Origin of the sequence: Chishuiella changwenlii (assembly GCF_900142565.1) — a bacterium.
GTDB lineage: Bacteria > Bacteroidota > Bacteroidia > Flavobacteriales > Weeksellaceae > Empedobacter > Empedobacter changwenlii.
Genome location: NZ_FRBH01000002.1, coordinates 16548 through 34276, shown reverse-complemented (window position 1 = coordinate 34276; position 17729 = coordinate 16548). Strand labels below are relative to the sequence as shown.

The following is a 17729-nucleotide window of genomic DNA, read 5'->3' as shown; positions in this document are numbered from 1 at the left end:
AAATTTATAAAAAAACATAATATGTTGGTAAAAATTTTTGCAAGTGCAATTTTTGGAGTTTCAGCTCAAACAATAATTATTGAAGTTAATATTGACCAAGGTGTAGGCTATCATTTGGTTGGATTACCTGATAGTGCAATTAAAGAAAGTAATTTTAGAATAAATGCAGCACTAAAAAATTCTAACTTAAAATTACCAGGAAAGAAAATAACAATTAATATGGCTCCTGCAGATTTACAAAAAGAAGGTTCTGCTTATGATTTACCAATTGCCATTGGAATATTGGCTGCATCGGAGCAAGTTAATTCTAGTAATATAGATAAATATGTAATGATGGGTGAGTTATCGCTTGATGGAACTCTACGTCCTATAAAAGGAGCCTTACCAATTGCTATTAAAGCAAAAGAAGAAGGTTTTGAAGGAATTATTCTACCTAAACAAAATGCTGATGAAGCGGCAGTTGTACAAAGAATTAATGTTTTAGCTGTTGATAATATTAAAGAGGTTGTAGACTATTTTAATAATGATACAGAATTAAAACCTCATCAAGTTAATTTAAACGAATCATTTTTTAATGAAATGAATAACTATCCTTTCGATTTTTCTGATGTAAAAGGACAAGAAAACGTAAAACGTGCAATGGAAATTGCTGCTGCTGGTGGACATAATATTATTTTAATTGGTCCTCCTGGAAGCGGAAAAACAATGTTAGCAAAACGAATTGCGTCAATTCTACCTCCATTAACAATTGATGAAGCTTTAGAAACAACAAAAATTCATAGTGTCGCAGGAAAACTTGCAAGTAAATCTCTTATAACTGTTCGTCCTTTTATTAATCCGCACTCGACAATTTCTGATGCAGCATTGGTAGGGGGAGGATCTTATCCTCAACCTGGAGAAATTTCTTTATCACACAATGGTGTATTATTTTTAGATGAATTACCAGAGTTTAAACGTTCCGTTTTAGAAGTAATGCGCCAACCTTTAGAAGATAGAGAGGTTACCATCTCAAGAGCTAAATTTACAGTTAACTATCCTGCAAGTTTTATGTTAGTGGCATCCATGAATCCTAGTCCTAGTGGTTATTTTATGGATGATCCTAATAATACTTCTACCTCTTCTGAAATGCAACGCTATCTAAATAAAATATCTGGACCTCTTTTAGACAGAATTGATTTACATATTGAAGTTAATCCTGTTCCTTTTGATGATTTGTCTAAAGAACGTAATGGTGAGAAAAGCGAAGTTATTCGCAATAGAGTAATAAATGCTCGTGATAAACAAACTAAACGATTTAAGGATTCTAGAGTTCATTATAATTCTCAAATGGGACCTAAAGAGCTTGATGCCTTTTGTAATTTAGATGATAATTCTAAAAATCTGATAAAAATTGTGATGGAAAAATTAAATCTTTCTGCTCGTGCTTATGATAGAATTATACGCGTTGGAAGAACTATTGCTGATTTAGAAGGTTCAGAAAATATCCTATCTAAACACATTAGTGAGGCTATACAATACAGAAGTTTGGATAGAAATCAGTGGATGTAAATTAATTCCTCCTTATGGAAAATAATTTCATCTAAATAAAAAAAAGACCATTCAATTGAATGGTCTTTTACGTTTATAAAAACTTTTCTTATTTCTTGATAATTAATTTTTGAGAAGAACTACCCTCTTTACTATCTAATTTAATGATATAAACTCCATTTGTAAGTTTTGATGTATCTAAGTTAGATCCTGAAAAAATAACTTTTGTTTCATCTAGTACTTTTCTTCCAGTAACATCAAAAATTTGAATATTTACTTTATCTTTTATTGTTTTAGAAGATATTGTAACTTCATTTTTAGCTGGATTTGGATAAACGTTAATATCTGAATTTAATTTAACCTCTTGGGTAGATAAACTACAATCTGCTGGCACAGTAAAATCTTCTACTTGGTCATTAATTGCTGTTCCAACACCTGTCTTTTCTCCTGCACTAGCTTTTATTCCTAAACCACGTTTTGCAAATGTTTCCCAAATCATACAGCGATCTACTCCCCCATTTATTTCATCAGCTTTTAAAATAGCATCTCTTCCATCTATAAAGGTAGGATTACACGATTGTAACTTTAAACCATCCATTACCAATTGTAAAACTTTTGCACTACCACTATTTGGGTTAGAAAGAACATTAGAACTATAACCGTAACGATCTACATACTTCCAATGTAAATCCCATAACATGGTTGCCCAAACAAAACCTATGCGATGTAAATTAGACCTAGTTACACCATCAGAAATTATTGTCATTCCATTTGTTCTTCCATAAGTATAATCATTTATCGCGAAATCTGGAGAATATTTTGCTGGACGAATACCTCCTCCATTTGGTTGTTCTGCATTAGCAAAAGTTCCCATCCCTCTTGCTACACTCGCATCATCTTCTGGTCTATTTGTTAACATTAAAGCAAAAAAATCAGACCAACCCTCTCCCATTTGTTCATTACTTTGATTAGAATTCAAACAATTAAATCCATTCCCTGTCAACCTAATTGATATTCCGTGACCATATTCGTGAATAATCATACCATTATCTAAACTACTATCTATCCAAATATATTTACTCTTATCATCTTGGTAAGTAAGATTAATAGTTGTTCCTGAATTTAACGCTGAAGAAAGTCGTTGTCCATCTTGATAAGTAATTAATGCAGATGGAATTATAATCGTATCATCCGTACTTCCCATTTGTACATGTCCTTGACTCTCATCTACGTTGTAAACTATAACAGCTTTTGCTCCTGCAACCTGAGCATTTTTAACTTTTACAGTAAAATTACAAACACCTCTTTCTACAAAAGCTATTTTGTCCGTTAAATCATTTGTAAAAGTAGTACATCCGTTTGCTGGTTCAGACTTTACTAAGTCTCCAATAACTGGCGTTACAGTGGAATACGGTCCAAAATTAGCAGTTCGGGTTTGCATATTTAGACCTACTAAATCTGATGGCGCATTAAAACTTATTCTTTGTGGAGGTGAAATAGGGTTCCATAAATACATTTGCATTCTTGGATTGATTCCGTCAGCAGGAGAAGCAAAATTTGCATTATTTAAATATCTAGAATCATTTCTTCCATGACTATCTCTTGCCTCTGCTAAAACAGCATCGTTACCTCTTCCTCCTTTATTATAATTATTTTGCTGAAAATTACGAGCTGTTTCTGTAAAACCAAATTTATAAAACACATCATGAATTCTATTATTTGCATAAAACAAATTTGTAATAACTGCATCTCTATAAGTATCTAAAGTAGAATTAATATCTAACGGATAATCGAATAAAAGGGAATTACCTGCATCTGTAATATAAGATGGTGAGTTTGTTCCCATAAGATCTTCATAAGCATATACATTATTTCCTCTTGTTGTTGTGTAAGATGTTGTTCCATCGTTATGCCACCCATCTAGAGATATCGTTCTGTCTTCAGAAACTATTGCACGATTACCAAAAGTTGGTGCTTCTACAGGAAAAGCAAAAACATTGTACTTTGCTCCTGCAACATTCTTAATATTATTTGTTTCAGCTCGATTTATTTTATTTTCTAAAAGTGTAGGTGCACCGTGTGAATGATTATCATGTGAAAATGTTCCATTATCGAATTTACAAAAAACGGTAAGATTTTCTTTTAATAATATTTCTCCGGTCTCAATATCAACTAAAATATGCCAATAATTTGACGTATTGACTTCCTCAAAATCAAACTCCATTGCCAAAATCAATTGATTGTCTTTCGGAAGATAAATCAATTTTTTATCAACATAATTCTTATTATCATTTTCTTTAGTAAATGTGTAACTTGAAGATGAATTTATTTTTGCATTAGCAAGTAGCTTTGGAAATAATGATTGAGCCACTTTTTCTTCATCTATAGATGATTTACTTTTTTTGGAAGTTTTTGACGCATCAAAATTTGATACAAAATTCTCATTTGCATATTCTACCTGATTATTCTTTATCAAAAAAGTAGATATACCTTGATAAACAGGTATAGAATTATACGTTTGTTGTACCTGCAGAATATCTCCCTTCATACTTTCGGAACGATCAATATTACTTATCGTAAATTCTTTATTAGCAAACGGTGTTGATTTCAGTTTAGATGAAGTAGAATATAAATAGTCTGATATAAGGCTTTCATAATTCTGGGCAGAAAGGGGAGTAAACGCCAAAAAGCCACATAGCGTTAACGCTTTAAAGGTAGTAGATTTTTTATTCATATTTAAATTAGTTTACAATAAAACTAAATAATTTATCATTAAAATGAATACAAATAAATACTTAATTAGCATCAACATTAAATACAATAACACTTAATAAATTAAAATACTTTTTAATTTAAAAATCTTAATACGATTGTTGTTATGAGAATATTCAAATTAATTTTAAATCATATGATTCCTTCTTATGGAAAATAATTTCATCTAAATAAAAAAAAGCCATTCAATTGAATGGCCTTTTAGGTTTATAAAAATTTTTCTTATTTCTTAATAATTAATTTTTGAGAAGAACTACCTTCTTTACTATCTAATTTTAGAATATAAACTCCATTTGTAAGTTTTGATGTATCTAAGTTAGCTCCTGAAAGAATAACTTTTGTTTCATCTAGTACTTTTCTTCCAGTAACATCAAAAATTTGAATATTTACTTTATCTTTTATTGTTTTAGAAGATATTGTAACTTCATTTTTAGCTGGATTTGGATAAACGTTAATATCTGAATTTAATTTAACCTCTTGAGTAGATAAACTACAATCTGCTGGCACAGTAAAATCTTCTACTTGGTCATTAATTCCTGTTCCAACACCTGTCTTACCTCCTGCACTAGCTTTAACACCTAAACCACGTTTTGCAAATGTTTCCCAAATCATACAACGATCTGTTCCTCCTTTTACCTCATCAGCTTTTAAAATTGCGTCTCTACCATTTATAAATGTTGGGTTACATGATTGTAACTTTAAACCATCCATTACCAATTGTAAAACTTTTGCACTACCACTATTTGGGTTAGAAAGAACGTTAGAACTATAACCGTAACGATCTACATACTTCCAATGTAAATCCCATAACATGGTTGCCCAAACAAAACCTATACTATGTACATGAGGTACAGTTGCCCCAGCAGCATTAGTGGTAGTCATTCCATTTGTTCTTCCATAAGTATAATTATTTATTGCAAAATCTGGAGAATATTTTGCTGGACGAATACCTCCTCCATTTGGTTGTTCTGCATTAGCAAAAGTTCCCATTCCTCTTGCTACACTTGCATTATCTCCTGGTCTATTTGTTAACATTAAAGCAAAAAAGTCTGACCAACCTTCTCCCATTTGTTCATTACTAAGATTGGTATTTAAACAACCAGAACCAGTTCCTGTTAATCTATTTGATATTCCATGTCCATATTCGTGTATAATAATACCATTATCTAAACTAGCATCTATCCAAATATATTTACTCTTATCATCTTGGTAAGTAAGATTAACATTTGTTCCTGAATTTAAAGCTGAAGAAAGTCGTTGTCCATCTTGATAAGTAATTAATGCAGATGGAATTGTTACTGTAGCATCAGTACCTCCCATTCCCCCATATGCTTGAGTAGTATCTACATTGTAAACTATAACAGCTTTTGCTCCAGCAACCTGAGCATTTTTAACTTTTACAGTAAAATTACAAGTACCTCTTTCTACAAAAGCTATTTTATTCGTTAAATCATTTGTAAACGTAGTACATCCGTTTGCTGGTTCAGACTTCACTAAGTCTCCAACAACTGGTGTTACCGTTGAATAAGGTCCAAAACTAGCAGTTTGTGTTTGCATATTTAAACCTACTAAATCAGATGGTGCGTTAAAACTTATTCTTTGTGGAGGTGAAATAGGGTTCCATACGTACATCTGCATTCTTGGACGACTTCCATCTGAAGGTGAACTAAAATTCGCATTATTTAAATATTCCGAATCATTTCTTCCGTACCCGTCTCGGGCTTCGGCAAAAACAGCATCATTACCTCTTCCTTCAAATCCATAATTATTTTGCTGAAAATTTCGAGCTGTTTCTGTAAATCCAAACTTGTAAAACACATCATGAATTCTATTATTTGCATAAAACAAATTTGTAATAGCTGCATCTCTATAGGTGTCTAAAGTAGAATTAATATCTAATGGATAATCAAATACAAGAGAATTTCCTGCATCTGTAACATAAGATGCCGTATTTGTTCCATTAATATCTTCATAAGTGTATACATTATTCCCTCTTGTAGTTGTGTAAGAAGTTGTACCATCATAATGCCATCCGTCTGGAGATATTGTTCTATCCTCAGAAACCATTGCACGATTACCAAAAGTTGGTGCTTCTATTGGAAAAGGAAAAACATTATATCTTGCATCTGCAATATTGTTCGTTTCTTCTTGTTTTGCTTTATTTTCTAGAAGTGTAGTTACACTGTGTGTATGATCTTCATGAGAAAATGTTCCTTTATCGAACTGGCAAAAAACGGTAAGGTTTTCTTTTAGTAATATTTCTCCAGTCTCAATATCAACTAAAATATGCCAATAGTTTGATGTATTAACTTCTTCGAAGTTAAATTCCATTGCCAAAATCAATTGATTGTCTTTCGGAAAATAAATTATTTTTTTATCTACATTACTCTCAATACTATTTGTTTTAGTAATCGTATAGGTTGAAGATGATTTTATATTTGCATTAGCAAGTAGCTTTGGAAATAATGATTGAGCTACTTTTTCTTCATCTATAGAGGATTTACTTTTTTTGGAAGTCTTAGACGCATCAAAGTTTGATACAAAATTCTCATTTGCATATTCTACTTGATTATCCTTTATCAGAAAAGTAGATATACCTTGATAAACAGGTATAGAATTATACATTTGTTGCACCTGAAGAACATCTGCCTTCATACTTTCTGAACGGTCTATATTACTTATCGTAAATTCTTTACTTGCATTGGATGCTGATTTTAATTTAGATGAATTAGAATATAAATAATCTGATATAAGATTTTCGTAGTTCTGAGCAGAAAGCGTGTTAAACGCTAAAAATCCGCACAGCATAAGCATTTTAAATGTTGTAGATTTTTTATTCATGTGTGTTAATTAATTTAGTTTTACAAACAATCAATATAATATTAAAGTTAATATAATAAACTGTTAACATAAATATTAAATACACATTTTTTACAAATTAAAATTAAGTGATAATTAAAAAATCCCCATTCAATGTATTGAATGGGGATTTTTTAATTTCTATTTCTTTATATCTATTTTCTCTCTTTCTTTATCTTCACTCACTTTGTAAGCTTTTAAGATTTCTCGAACAATTTTATGTCTCACAACATCTTTATCATCTAAATAAATAAAACCAATATCTTTTACACCATGTAAAACATTTAAAGCCTCTCTTAATCCAGATTTTTGTTTCGGTGGTAAATCTACCTGATTAGGATCTCCAGTAATTATAAATTTAGAATGTTTTCCCATACGCGTTAAAAACATTTTCATCTGTGCATAAGTAGTATTCTGCGCTTCATCTAAGATAACAAATGCATCGTCTAATGTTCTACCTCTCATAAAAGCCAATGGTGCAACTTCTATTACACCTTTTTCTGTATAAGTAGAAAGTTTCTCAAACGGAATCATATCTTTCAAAGCATCATAAAGAGGCTGTAAATAAGGATCAAGCTTATCTTTCATGTCACCAGGTAAAAAACCAAGATTTTCTCCTGCTTCTACAGCAGGACGTGTCATAATAATACGACGAACTTCTTTGTTTTTTAATGCTTGTACAGCTAAAGCAACCGCAGTATAAGTTTTTCCTGTTCCAGCTGGTCCAATGGCAAAAACCATATCTTTATTGTAAACAGTCTGCACCAATTTGTGTTGATTGGGTGTTTGCGGTCGGATAATTTTCCCATTAACTCCATGAACAATAATTTCATCTTCTTTTTTCATCTGAAGCATTTCATTATTATCTTCTGTCATAATAATTTCAAGTTCACGATCAGAAAGTCGATTATATTTATGAATATGCTGAATGACTTTTTGAATTTTTTGGTCAAAAACTTTCAAAATATCTTCATTTCCAAGGACAGTTAACTGCCTTCCTCTTGCAATGATTTTTAATTTAGGATAGTACTCTTTTATCCTTTTTAAATGTTCATTATTAGCGCCGTAAAAATCTTGGGCATTAATTTCTGCTAATTCGATGTTAATTTCTGTCAAATGTGGTTGTATTTTTGGTTCACTTATCACAAAAATAAACAATATATTTGCTATTTATTATAGAATAATGGCAATTATTACATTAACATCGGATTTTGGACTCAAAGATTATTTTGTTTCCAGCGTTAAAGGCGCAATTCTAAAGGAATTGGCTGATGTTACAATTGTTGATATTTCACATAATGTTAACCCTTACGATTTATCCGAAGCTGCATATATTATTCGTAATTCTTACGAAGAATTTCCGAAAGGTACCATTCACATTATTGGTGTTAATGCATTAAGCACTCCATTTCAGAAACCTATTTGCGCTTTAATTAATGGTTATTATTTTATTTGTGCAGATAATGGGATTTTATCTCTAATCTGTCAAGAATACAATCCAGAAGAAATTTACGAGATAACTGCTTATCCAGAAGGAATGGATAGTTTATTTCCTATGAAAAATTGTTTTGTACCAATTGCTTGTCATTTAGCACGAGGAGGAGTACCTGCACTTTTAGGAATAAAACGAAACGAAGTAAAACAATTAAATGAACTGAAACCAATTTATAGAGATGAAAAATTTATTATTGGAAATGTTATTTATATTGATCATTTTGGAAATGTAGTAACAAATATTTCAAAAGATTATTTTGAAGAGATTGCTCAAGATAGAAAATATAAGATTCTATTACGTCAAAAAGATTTTTCGATTACTGATATCAACATCATTTACGATCATTATAATGAGGTTGTACAAGATTTTAGTAAAGAGGTACAAGCTTTTGGTAGAACACTATGTTTGTTTAATTCTGCCAACTTTTTAGAAGTAACTCTTTATAAAAGTAATCCAACAATTTCTGGAGCAGCAAATCAATTAATGGGATTAAAAAAGGGCGATACAATCACAATTGAGTTTGACATTTAACGCTAAAAAATAGTTTAAAAAAAAGAAGTTTTTCATTTATATATGGCATACAATTATTTAATATACAAAGCAATTCACGTAATTTTTGTAGTCAGTTACTTTGCAGGTTTATTTTACATTGTTCGGTTAATGATTTATCATACCGAAACGCAGAAGATGGAAGAACCTAAGAAAAGCATTTTGCAAGAGCAATATACATACATGGAGAAAAAACTATGGAATGTAATTACCGCCCCTGCTCTTGTTATTTTAATTGTAATGGGAGTAAATATGCTGATGAAAAATCAAGCCTTGTTACAAGTTCCTTGGATGAAAAGTAAATTAGGAATGGTAAGTTTATTATTGGTTTATCATTTCTGGTGTTGGAGAACATTAAGACAAGTTCAGAAAAATATTTACAAATACACTTCTGTTCAACTTAGAATGATGAATGAGCTGGCGACAATTTTACTTTTCGTTATCGTATTTGCTGTTATACAAAAAACACAATTTGGTAGAGATTGGTATTGGTCTTTTGTTAGTTTCTTTGGCTGTGGAATACTACTTATGGTTATTGTTCGTTTAATTAATAGAAATAATAAAAAATAATATGTGGACAATTTTCAAAAAAGAATTTTCCAATTTTTATTTAGGCTTAACGGCTTATTTATCAGCGGCAACATTTGTCATCGTTTCAACCTTATTTCTTTGGTTTTTTGATAACGAGTTTAATGTTTTTAATACAGGAAATGCTTCTTTAAGCAGTTTCTTTTTTATTGGTCCTTGGATTTTTTTATTTATGATTCCTGCATTAACAATGAAATTAATTGCAGAAGAACATGCTAATGGAACTTTATTGTGGTTATTTACATTACCTATAAAAAACAATCAGATTATTCTAGGTAAGTATTTTGCTGTTTTATCGGTTGTTATTTTCTGTTTAATTTCTACGTTTTTATTTACACTTACGTTAGAAGAGTTTTTAATTCCAGACCAAGAGTTAGATTATGGAACAATTTTCTCTGGATATTTAGGTCTTTTCTTCTTAGGTTCTCTTTTTGCAGCAATTGGATTATTTACCTCATCAATAACAAAAAATCAAGTAATGGCTTATGTTTTAGCCGTTTTCTTTTGTTTTATTATTTTTTATGGTTTTGAAGGTTTAGCTTCTTATAATTTATTTGGTACAATGGATTTTTATGTACAAAAAATGGGAAGTTTTACACATTATAATCAATTTTTAAAAGGAATTATTGATACAAGAGATGTTCTTTACTTTTTAATTTTAATTGGTCTATTAAACCAATTAACAATCGTTAATATCGAAAATAAAAAATAACAGCATGAAGAAATTAAATAAATCACATCTTATTATTTTCATTTCATTATTCGTTATTTTTATCATTGGTCAATTTGTATATACACGAATTGATATGACAAAAGATAAACGTTTCACATTAACTTCTACAACAGAAAAATTAGTAGAGAATGTAAAACAGCCTCTAAAAATTGAAATTCTTTTAGGTGGAGATTTAACAGGAGATTATAGAATTCTGAAAAATGAAATTCAATTTTTATTAGATGAATTAAGAGAGAAAAATAGTAATATCAGTTACTCTTTTATTGATCCTTTAGATTTAGGACAAGCTGAATTGGAACAAAACCAATTAGCAGCAGTTCCTATCAAAACAGATAAAGGTCTATTAAATGTATATCCCTATGCTAAATTAACTTACGGAGACAAAACAACTTATATGGAAGTGTTGGTGAATGATCCTTCTACTCCATTTAATGAATTAGCATTGGCTTCTAGTGAAAAACTAGAGTATCTATTTGCAGAAAAAATTCAGAAAGTAACAAATTTCGAACGTAAAAGAATTGGCTTTGTTGTACATCATGACGAATTACCAGAAGCTAACATACAAGGATTAGGTAGCGCATTATCTGAAAAGTATGATGCCGAAATTTACCTTAATCCAATCGTTAATAAAACTTTATCTTTTCAGCCTTCTGATTTGGATAGTTTAAAACGTTTTGACGCATTAATTGTTGCAAAACCAACATTACCTTTTTCTGATATGGATAAGTTGGTATTGGACCAATATGTAATGAATGGAGGAAAACTAATGATGGCTGTTGAAACCGTAGATGCCGAAATGGATTCTATTTTCCGTAGTGGAAAAATAGTTGCTTTTCCGAGAGATTTAAAACTAAATGATTTCTTATTTAATTACGGTGTTCGTATCCATCCAGCAGTTATTAAAGATATGAATGGTGCTCAAATTGTTTTAGCTGATGGAGAAACTGCAGGAAACACAAGCTACAATTACTACAATTGGCCTTACTTTGAGTTAGGTGTAAGAGGAGAAGAAAATCCTATTACAAGCTCTATAGATCCCGTTTTATTTCAGTTTGCTAATCCAATAGAATTGCTTAAAAATCCTAACATAAAACAAACTGTTTTATTAAGTACGACAGAGCAAACATCACTAAAACCGTCTATGAATTACATTCAGTTAGATGAGGTTAATATAGAGAGTCCTGAAGAATACAGAATGGGTAAAATTCCGATGGCTGTTTTATTAGAAGGAAATTTTAATTCTGCTTATGCAATGCGTTATGAGCGAAAAGAATTTCCGAATTTTAAAGCTAAAACAGTGGATGGAAAAATGATTGTCATATCAGATGGTGATGTCTTAAAAAATTCGCTTTGGCGTGGAGTTCCAATGCAATTAGGTGAAAATAAATTCTCTGTACGTCCCGATAATCCAGATGGAAAGCCGAAAACATACGCCAATCAGACATTTGTAATGAATGCGATGGATTATTTATTGGGTGATGCAGACTTTTTAGCACTAAGAAATAGAAAATTAGAAATTCCTTTATTAAGCGAAACAGCTGTTATACAAGAGAAATCGACTTGGCAAATGATTAACCTTATCGTTCCTACTGCTATTATTGCGTTATTAGGAGGAATAGGTTTTTGGTTAAGAAAAAAGAAATACGCTAAATAGATATTTTATTCGAGTTTTACATCTAATTTTTTCTCAAAAAAACATAAAAACATAAATGGATATTCCCCTGAAAACAAGCTCAGGAGAATATCCATTTATAGTTTTTCAACAATGTGTAAGTTTCTAAAACTTATATCATCAATTATTCAATATTTTGTTTATTTTTAATCCCTACTGTTAAAATTAAAAATTTATGAATATTATCCCTAAATACTTTTACTTACTATTGTTAATTTTTGGAATTAATTTTTCATTCGGACAATACTATGTTAAAGATTCTAGAACTGGAAACGGATCTGGAGCTAACTGGGATAATGCGATGTCTTTTGATAATGTAGCGGATTTAATAAACGCTAGTACAACAAGATTTTCTGTCGAAATTAAACTTTATAAAGGAGTCATAAAAACGAGTAAAAAAATTGATTTTAGTAACTACCAAAGCGTTAAAATATCAGGAGGTTATTCTTATGAAATTGATCCTGAAACAGGAAATCCTATCGAAATTATTTCTAGTGATCCTACATTAACTTCTATTGATGGACAAAACATTACTAAAATCTTTACTTTTAATAACAGTAGAACGGTTGAATTAACTACTTTTACAATACAAAATGCTAATCTAACATCTAGGACTGAGGAAGGAAGTGCAATTTCTGTTTTAAATACACCTAAATTAAATTTTAAAGATATAACTGTAAAAGGTAATAATGTTTCTAACACAAGTGCTGTGTATGTTGAAAATGTAGATGAGCTTTATTTTGATTTTGTTGATTTTAAAGATAATTATTACACCTCAACAAATGGTACTAATTCGAGTGCATTATATATCAACAATTCTAAAAAAGCTGTAATAGAAAATTTTTCTTTTTCTGGTAACAGATCCTATTCTAATGGTGGTGCTCTTTATGTAAAATCATCTAACTTAAGAATGGAACAAGTTGCTGGTAATAGTATTGGATTTGATACAAAATTAAATTTTGAGAATAATTACAGTACTCAAAATGGTGCTGGTATTTATAACGACAATAGTGATATTAGTTTAACAGCTATTTACTTTATTAATAATACGACAGAAGAAAATGGAGGTGCTATGTACCTTACGCCTTCATCTAAAACATACTTAAATAGAATTCATTTTATAAATAATAAAGCAAAAATTGGTGGAGGTATTTATAACAATAGTAACAATGAATTAAAAATTTTAAGTTCTTTGGTTAGTAACAATACTGCTACTGTTAATGGTGGAGGTATTTATAATGCGAAGAATTTAGCCATAACAAATGTAACTTTTGTAAAGAATACAAATTCTGCAATCCTTTTTAAAGATGGATCTACGAACACAGTTGTTAATAGTATTTTTTATTTAAATACTGCACAATCTAGTAACTTTAAAAAAGACGTTGCAGCAGAAACGATAGGTTCTACAACATTTACAAATAACATCACCAATAATATTGTTGAAGAATATTCTCCAGTTGATAATTTAATCGGGATTGATCCTTTATTCGTAAACAATGATAGTGACTATACTTTACAAACTTCTAGTCCTGCTTTTAATGCTGGTAAAGAAAGTTTATTTCAGCTTGTAGCTGGTGGTGCAACATCTCTTTTTCATGATTTAGATAAAAGAAATAGACATTATGGTACTTCGGTAGATTTAGGTGCTTACGAATTAACGTTTGATCGTGATTTATTTTTTGCAGATTGTCCTGCTATTATCTCTCCTTATAATAGCGAAGAAAATGTATCACTTACTCCTGTTATTTCTTGGAATAAGATTACAAATGCCAATCAATATAAGCTAACCGTTATCGAAGAACCTAGTAATACGGTAGTATCAGCAACCGTATTAGATAATTCTTCTTCTACTGGTGTTATAACTTACAACGAAATAACAACAAATTTAAAATCGAATACTTGGCATACTGTTTTAATACATCCAGAAAATACACTTATCGGAATTTCGAAAGAAAACTGTTCTATTTATAGATTTAAAACAGAAAAAGTTCCAACAATTCCTGCTTGTACATCTGTAACTCTTCCTGCAAATGGAGGAAAAAATGTAGCCTTAACTCCTATTATTAGATGGAATAAAGTAGAAGATGCTACAGCTTACTTAATTACAATAGGAACGACACCAGATGGGAATGATATTCTAGACAATTATAATGTTGATGATGTAGATAATTTTACACTTACAGCTGCACTTAAACATGCTACAACTTATTATGTAAAAATAACAGCAACTAATTCTGTTGGACCTGCTGTTTCATGTTCTGTTAGTTCTTTTGAAACTATACCTGCGCCTGATCCTTGTGCTCCTGTAAAACTTAGTTTAAGCATTACAAAAAATGATGTATTAGTAAATGTTATGAATGGAAACAATCCTATACTTTATAGAATTGATGAAGGTGAATGGGTAAGTACAAACATTTTTAATAATGTATCAAAAGGTTCTCATAAAATTGAAATAAAAACTGTAGAAGGTTGTATAAAAAGTACGACGTTTATCATTCCAGATTTTTACAACTTTATATCTCCTAACGGAGATGGTGTAAATGATAAAATCGATTTCTCTTTTTTATCAACCAAAGAAAATCCTGTTTTTAGAATTGTTGATAGACAAGGAAAAAATGTTTTTGAAGGTTCTTTAAACAATAATTTTATCTGGAATGGAAAAAGAGTAAACGGTACTGTTCTACCATCGGATAGTTATTGGTATCTCGCTCAATGGAACGAATTAAATTCAACTACACCAAATAAACTGCAAGGAACAATATTACTTAAAAATAATTAAAAAAAATCCACTTCATATAGAAGTGGATTTTTGCTTTCTAATTTATAGAGGTAACTAAAAAATTTTCTTTCAACCATTTTAGTTTATTAAAACTTTTCAGAAATTTTGTTCGTATCGAGATATATTTTTCTTGCGCGTCTATTACTTTATTTTCTCTTGAATTGATTAGGAAAAGAGAACTTTCTCCAATACCATACCTTGTTTCCTCAGCGTTTAATAACTTTCTATAATTTTGTAAATTATTTCTAGAAAGATCTATTTGTGTATGAAAATTTAAAATTTCGTTTTTATAGGTTTCAATTTTCACATCCAATTCCCTTGTTTTAATCTGCGTATCAAGAATATTCTGATGCAGTTTAATTTTGGCAATTTCATAATTCGCTCTAGCCTCTCGTTGAAATATTGGAATTTCTAGTTTTAAACCATATTGAAAATTATTATCAAAGAATGGTATGTAATCAGCTGAATAACCTTCTTTATTAAAAAAGTTATAGGTGAAATCTATTTTCGGAAGAAAGCTCTGCCATTTTAATCGTTTCTCACTCTCTAAAATATTTTGTTTCTGATTATAAAATAAGATTGATGAATGTGAATTTAGTTCTTGCGATTCCACTTCATTAATTAAAAATTCGAAATCAGAATAAGCCAAATGATTCTCTAAACCATCCGAAGGATAAATCATTTCTGTAAGCTCGTAAATCTGTTGATTATCTTTCCATAAAAACAATTGAAGTTGTTGCGTACTTTTTACAAAATTTAGAAAAGCATCTTGCTGTTGAAGTTCAAAACTTTGTAATTGAGAAAGTGCTTCTATTGTATCAATTGCAGGAATTTCACCAAAATCTAAGGTTTTTCTTGTAAAATCTAATCGCTTTCTGTTAATGTCTACAATTTCTGATTTCAGTTTATAAATTTCATAATTCTGTACCCATTCCCAATAAGTATTTTCTGCATCTAAAAGAAGATCATTCGTTAAAACAATTTGTTCAGCTTCTGTCATTTTCAATGCAAATTTTGCCTGATCCAACATAGCTCTTCTTTTATCATACAACAGATTTTTAGCTAAAGGAATTGTTACTCCAAATTGATAAAGTCCTCCTCTAGTATCACTCGCATTTAATTTATCTCCTTCAAGATGATTATAACTTCCGTGAATATCTATTCCATACCAAGTAGGAATACCAATCTCAATATTTTTCTGTTCATAATATCTTGTTCCATCAATGTTTTTCTCGCCCAATTTTGCTGCTAAAACAGGATCGAACCCTCCTCTTGCTTGTGTAATTTCTTCTTTCGCAATTTTATTTTGAAGTTGATATTTTATTGCAAGTGGATGATAGTTTTTAACAACAGAAATAAACTCACTAGAAGATATTTTCAACGAATCTTGTGCAAAAGTGAATTGGGAAAGAAATAAAATGAAAATAAAAACACTATTATTTACCTTTCTCATCCTTTGTAGATTTTGTATTAGAAACTTCATAATAATCTGGAGGGAATCCATTTATATTACGCCATAATTCGTACCAAATAGGAACATCGTTTAAAATAGCAATCCCTTGTGTTCCCGTTCCCATTTTAATTTTTGTTGGCCACCTTTTCTCATTCTTATCTTCGACAACTAATGCTTTAAAAAGACCATTTGGACTAATATTACTTTCTACTGCAATAACTTTTCCTGTAAAAACACCATAACTAGAATCTGGCCAACCAGAGAAAACAATAGCAGGAAAACCATCAAAAATACACATGACGCGTTGTCCTTCTTTTATCAAAGGTAAATCTACAGGGCGAACATAAATTTCTACCGCATAATCTACTTTTGTAGGAACAATAGTTCCAATATTTTCTCCGTCTTTTAAAACCTCTCCAATTCCTGCTTTGTTTAATTGAACAATTTGTCCATCTTGAGATGCTATAATAAAGTATAAACCTTGTCTTGCTTTGTAATTCGCAACTTGATTTTGAAGTTTTGCAATATCTCCATCACTTCCTTCAATTTGTCCCATACTTTGAAAACGTTCACCTTCTATTTTACTCAATTTTTCGTTGTAATCTTGGGTTACAGCATTTTGTTCAATTTGTGTATTAATGATTTCTTGTTTCGTTTGTGAAACTTTATTTTCATAAGCTGTTTTCTTCGCAATAGAATTTTGATAAGAAATACTTCTTTGTTGAAATTGTGTAAGCGAAACTAAACCTTCGTCGTACATTTTCTTTTGTCTTGCAAACTGATCTTCAGAAAGTTTTAATTCATTTACAGCTGCAGAAAGTTCTGCTTCTTCTCCAACTAATTTATTATTTAACTGACTAATCTTAATTTTAATCTGATTCAGTTTTAATTCTCTTGCAGCATTCAATGCTTCAAGTTGATTTTTAGCTGTCCCTACTTTAGCTTTATAAAACTCTCTTACACCAATTTTTGCATCAACTTGTTCTTCTGTTCTTTGTACTAACAGAGGATCCATATAATCTTCTTTTATCTCTGATAATTGTAAAAGCGTATCTCCTTTAGAAACATAATCTCCATTTTTTACATTCCATTTAATAATTCGTCCAGGAATAGGAGAATTTAATTGCTGTGGCCGCTGAGATTGATACAAAGACGAAACATTTCCTTTGACTTTTATATTCTGTGTCCAAGGAAGAAATAACGTCACAATTCCAGCTAAAAGAATGAATAAAAACCATCTTTTTACTCTTGATCTTTTACGTATTTGATATATTTTATCGAATGATTTTAATTGCATTTTCT

The 17729-nt window shown here is 30.3% G+C and carries 11 protein-coding genes; 6 read left to right on the top strand and 5 right to left on the bottom strand.

All coding sequences use genetic code 11. The features are described from left to right. The first annotated feature begins 21 nt into the window (after positions 1-21). Positions 22-1548 (top strand): YifB family Mg chelatase-like AAA ATPase, encoded by a 1527-nt coding sequence (locus BUA86_RS01800; protein ID WP_072929306.1) that lies wholly within the window; start codon positions 22-24, stop codon positions 1546-1548. Positions 1549-1636: 88 nt separating this feature from the next. Here the strand turns inward: BUA86_RS01800 and BUA86_RS01795 are convergent, their stop codons facing one another. The 3 genes from BUA86_RS01795 to BUA86_RS01785 form a co-directional block, all read right to left on the bottom strand. Further along, complete coding sequence (locus BUA86_RS01795) at positions 1637-4261, bottom strand: T9SS-dependent M36 family metallopeptidase (protein ID WP_072929305.1); 2625 nt, start codon at positions 4259-4261, stop codon at positions 1637-1639. A 260-nt stretch (positions 4262-4521) separates the two neighbouring features. Further along, positions 4522-7140: a T9SS-dependent M36 family metallopeptidase gene (locus BUA86_RS01790; protein WP_072929303.1), complete on the bottom strand. Its 2619-nt coding sequence runs from the start codon at positions 7138-7140 to the stop codon at positions 4522-4524. Between the two features lie 159 nt (positions 7141-7299). Further along, positions 7300-8274 carry a PhoH family protein gene (locus BUA86_RS01785; protein WP_072929301.1) on the bottom strand — a complete coding sequence of 325 codons (975 nt, stop codon included), beginning with the start codon at positions 8272-8274 and terminating at the stop codon, positions 7300-7302. Between the two features lie 67 nt (positions 8275-8341). On the opposite strand from BUA86_RS01785, the gene BUA86_RS01780 reads away from it, so the two are divergent. From BUA86_RS01780 to BUA86_RS01760, 5 genes are all read left to right on the top strand, one after another. Next, a complete protein-coding gene (locus BUA86_RS01780; RefSeq protein ID WP_072929299.1) occupies positions 8342-9184 on the top strand; it encodes an SAM hydrolase/SAM-dependent halogenase family protein in 843 nt (280 codons plus the stop codon). Between the two features lie 42 nt (positions 9185-9226). Beyond that, positions 9227-9772 carry a CopD family protein gene (locus BUA86_RS01775; protein WP_072929297.1) on the top strand — a complete coding sequence of 182 codons (546 nt, stop codon included), beginning with the start codon at positions 9227-9229 and terminating at the stop codon, positions 9770-9772. A 1-nt stretch (position 9773) separates the two neighbouring features. Next, positions 9774-10502, top strand: coding sequence for an ABC transporter permease subunit (locus BUA86_RS01770; protein WP_072929295.1), 729 nt, complete (start codon positions 9774-9776; stop codon positions 10500-10502). Positions 10503-10506: 4 nt separating this feature from the next. Beyond that, positions 10507-12177: a gliding motility-associated ABC transporter substrate-binding protein GldG gene (gene gldG / locus BUA86_RS01765; protein WP_072929293.1), complete on the top strand. Its 1671-nt coding sequence runs from the start codon at positions 10507-10509 to the stop codon at positions 12175-12177. A gap of 193 nt (positions 12178-12370) precedes the next feature. After that, complete coding sequence (locus tag BUA86_RS01760) at positions 12371-14974, top strand: T9SS type B sorting domain-containing protein (RefSeq protein WP_072929291.1); 2604 nt, start codon at positions 12371-12373, stop codon at positions 14972-14974. Between the two features lie 37 nt (positions 14975-15011). Here the strand turns inward: BUA86_RS01760 and BUA86_RS01755 are convergent, their stop codons facing one another. Next, positions 15012-16427 (bottom strand): TolC family protein, encoded by a 1416-nt coding sequence (locus BUA86_RS01755; protein ID WP_072929289.1) that lies wholly within the window; start codon positions 16425-16427, stop codon positions 15012-15014. Next, a complete protein-coding gene (locus tag BUA86_RS01750; RefSeq protein WP_072929287.1) occupies positions 16411-17724 on the bottom strand; it encodes an HlyD family secretion protein in 1314 nt (437 codons plus the stop codon). The genes BUA86_RS01755 and BUA86_RS01750 overlap by 17 nt, the downstream gene beginning before the upstream one ends. Positions 17725-17729 lie beyond the last annotated feature (5 nt).

Bases quoted from the DNA above. Each gene is read 5' to 3' on its own strand.
- BUA86_RS01800 (WP_072929306.1), top strand. From the start codon at position 22: ATGTTGGTAAAAATTTTTGCAAGTGCAATTTTTGGAGTTTCAGCTCAA.
- BUA86_RS01795 (WP_072929305.1), bottom strand. From the start codon at position 4,261: ATGAATAAAAAATCTACTACCTTTAAAGCGTTAACGCTATGTGGCTTT.
- BUA86_RS01790 (WP_072929303.1), bottom strand. From the start codon at position 7,140: ATGAATAAAAAATCTACAACATTTAAAATGCTTATGCTGTGCGGATTT.
- BUA86_RS01780 (WP_072929299.1), top strand. From the start codon at position 8,342: ATGGCAATTATTACATTAACATCGGATTTTGGACTCAAAGATTATTTT.
- BUA86_RS01775 (WP_072929297.1), top strand. From the start codon at position 9,227: ATGGCATACAATTATTTAATATACAAAGCAATTCACGTAATTTTTGTA.
- BUA86_RS01770 (WP_072929295.1), top strand. From the start codon at position 9,774: ATGTGGACAATTTTCAAAAAAGAATTTTCCAATTTTTATTTAGGCTTA.
- gldG (WP_072929293.1), top strand. From the start codon at position 10,507: ATGAAGAAATTAAATAAATCACATCTTATTATTTTCATTTCATTATTC.
- BUA86_RS01760 (WP_072929291.1), top strand. From the start codon at position 12,371: ATGAATATTATCCCTAAATACTTTTACTTACTATTGTTAATTTTTGGA.
- BUA86_RS01755 (WP_072929289.1), bottom strand. From the start codon at position 16,427: ATGAGAAAGGTAAATAATAGTGTTTTTATTTTCATTTTATTTCTTTCC.
- BUA86_RS01750 (WP_072929287.1), bottom strand. From the start codon at position 17,724: ATGCAATTAAAATCATTCGATAAAATATATCAAATACGTAAAAGATCA.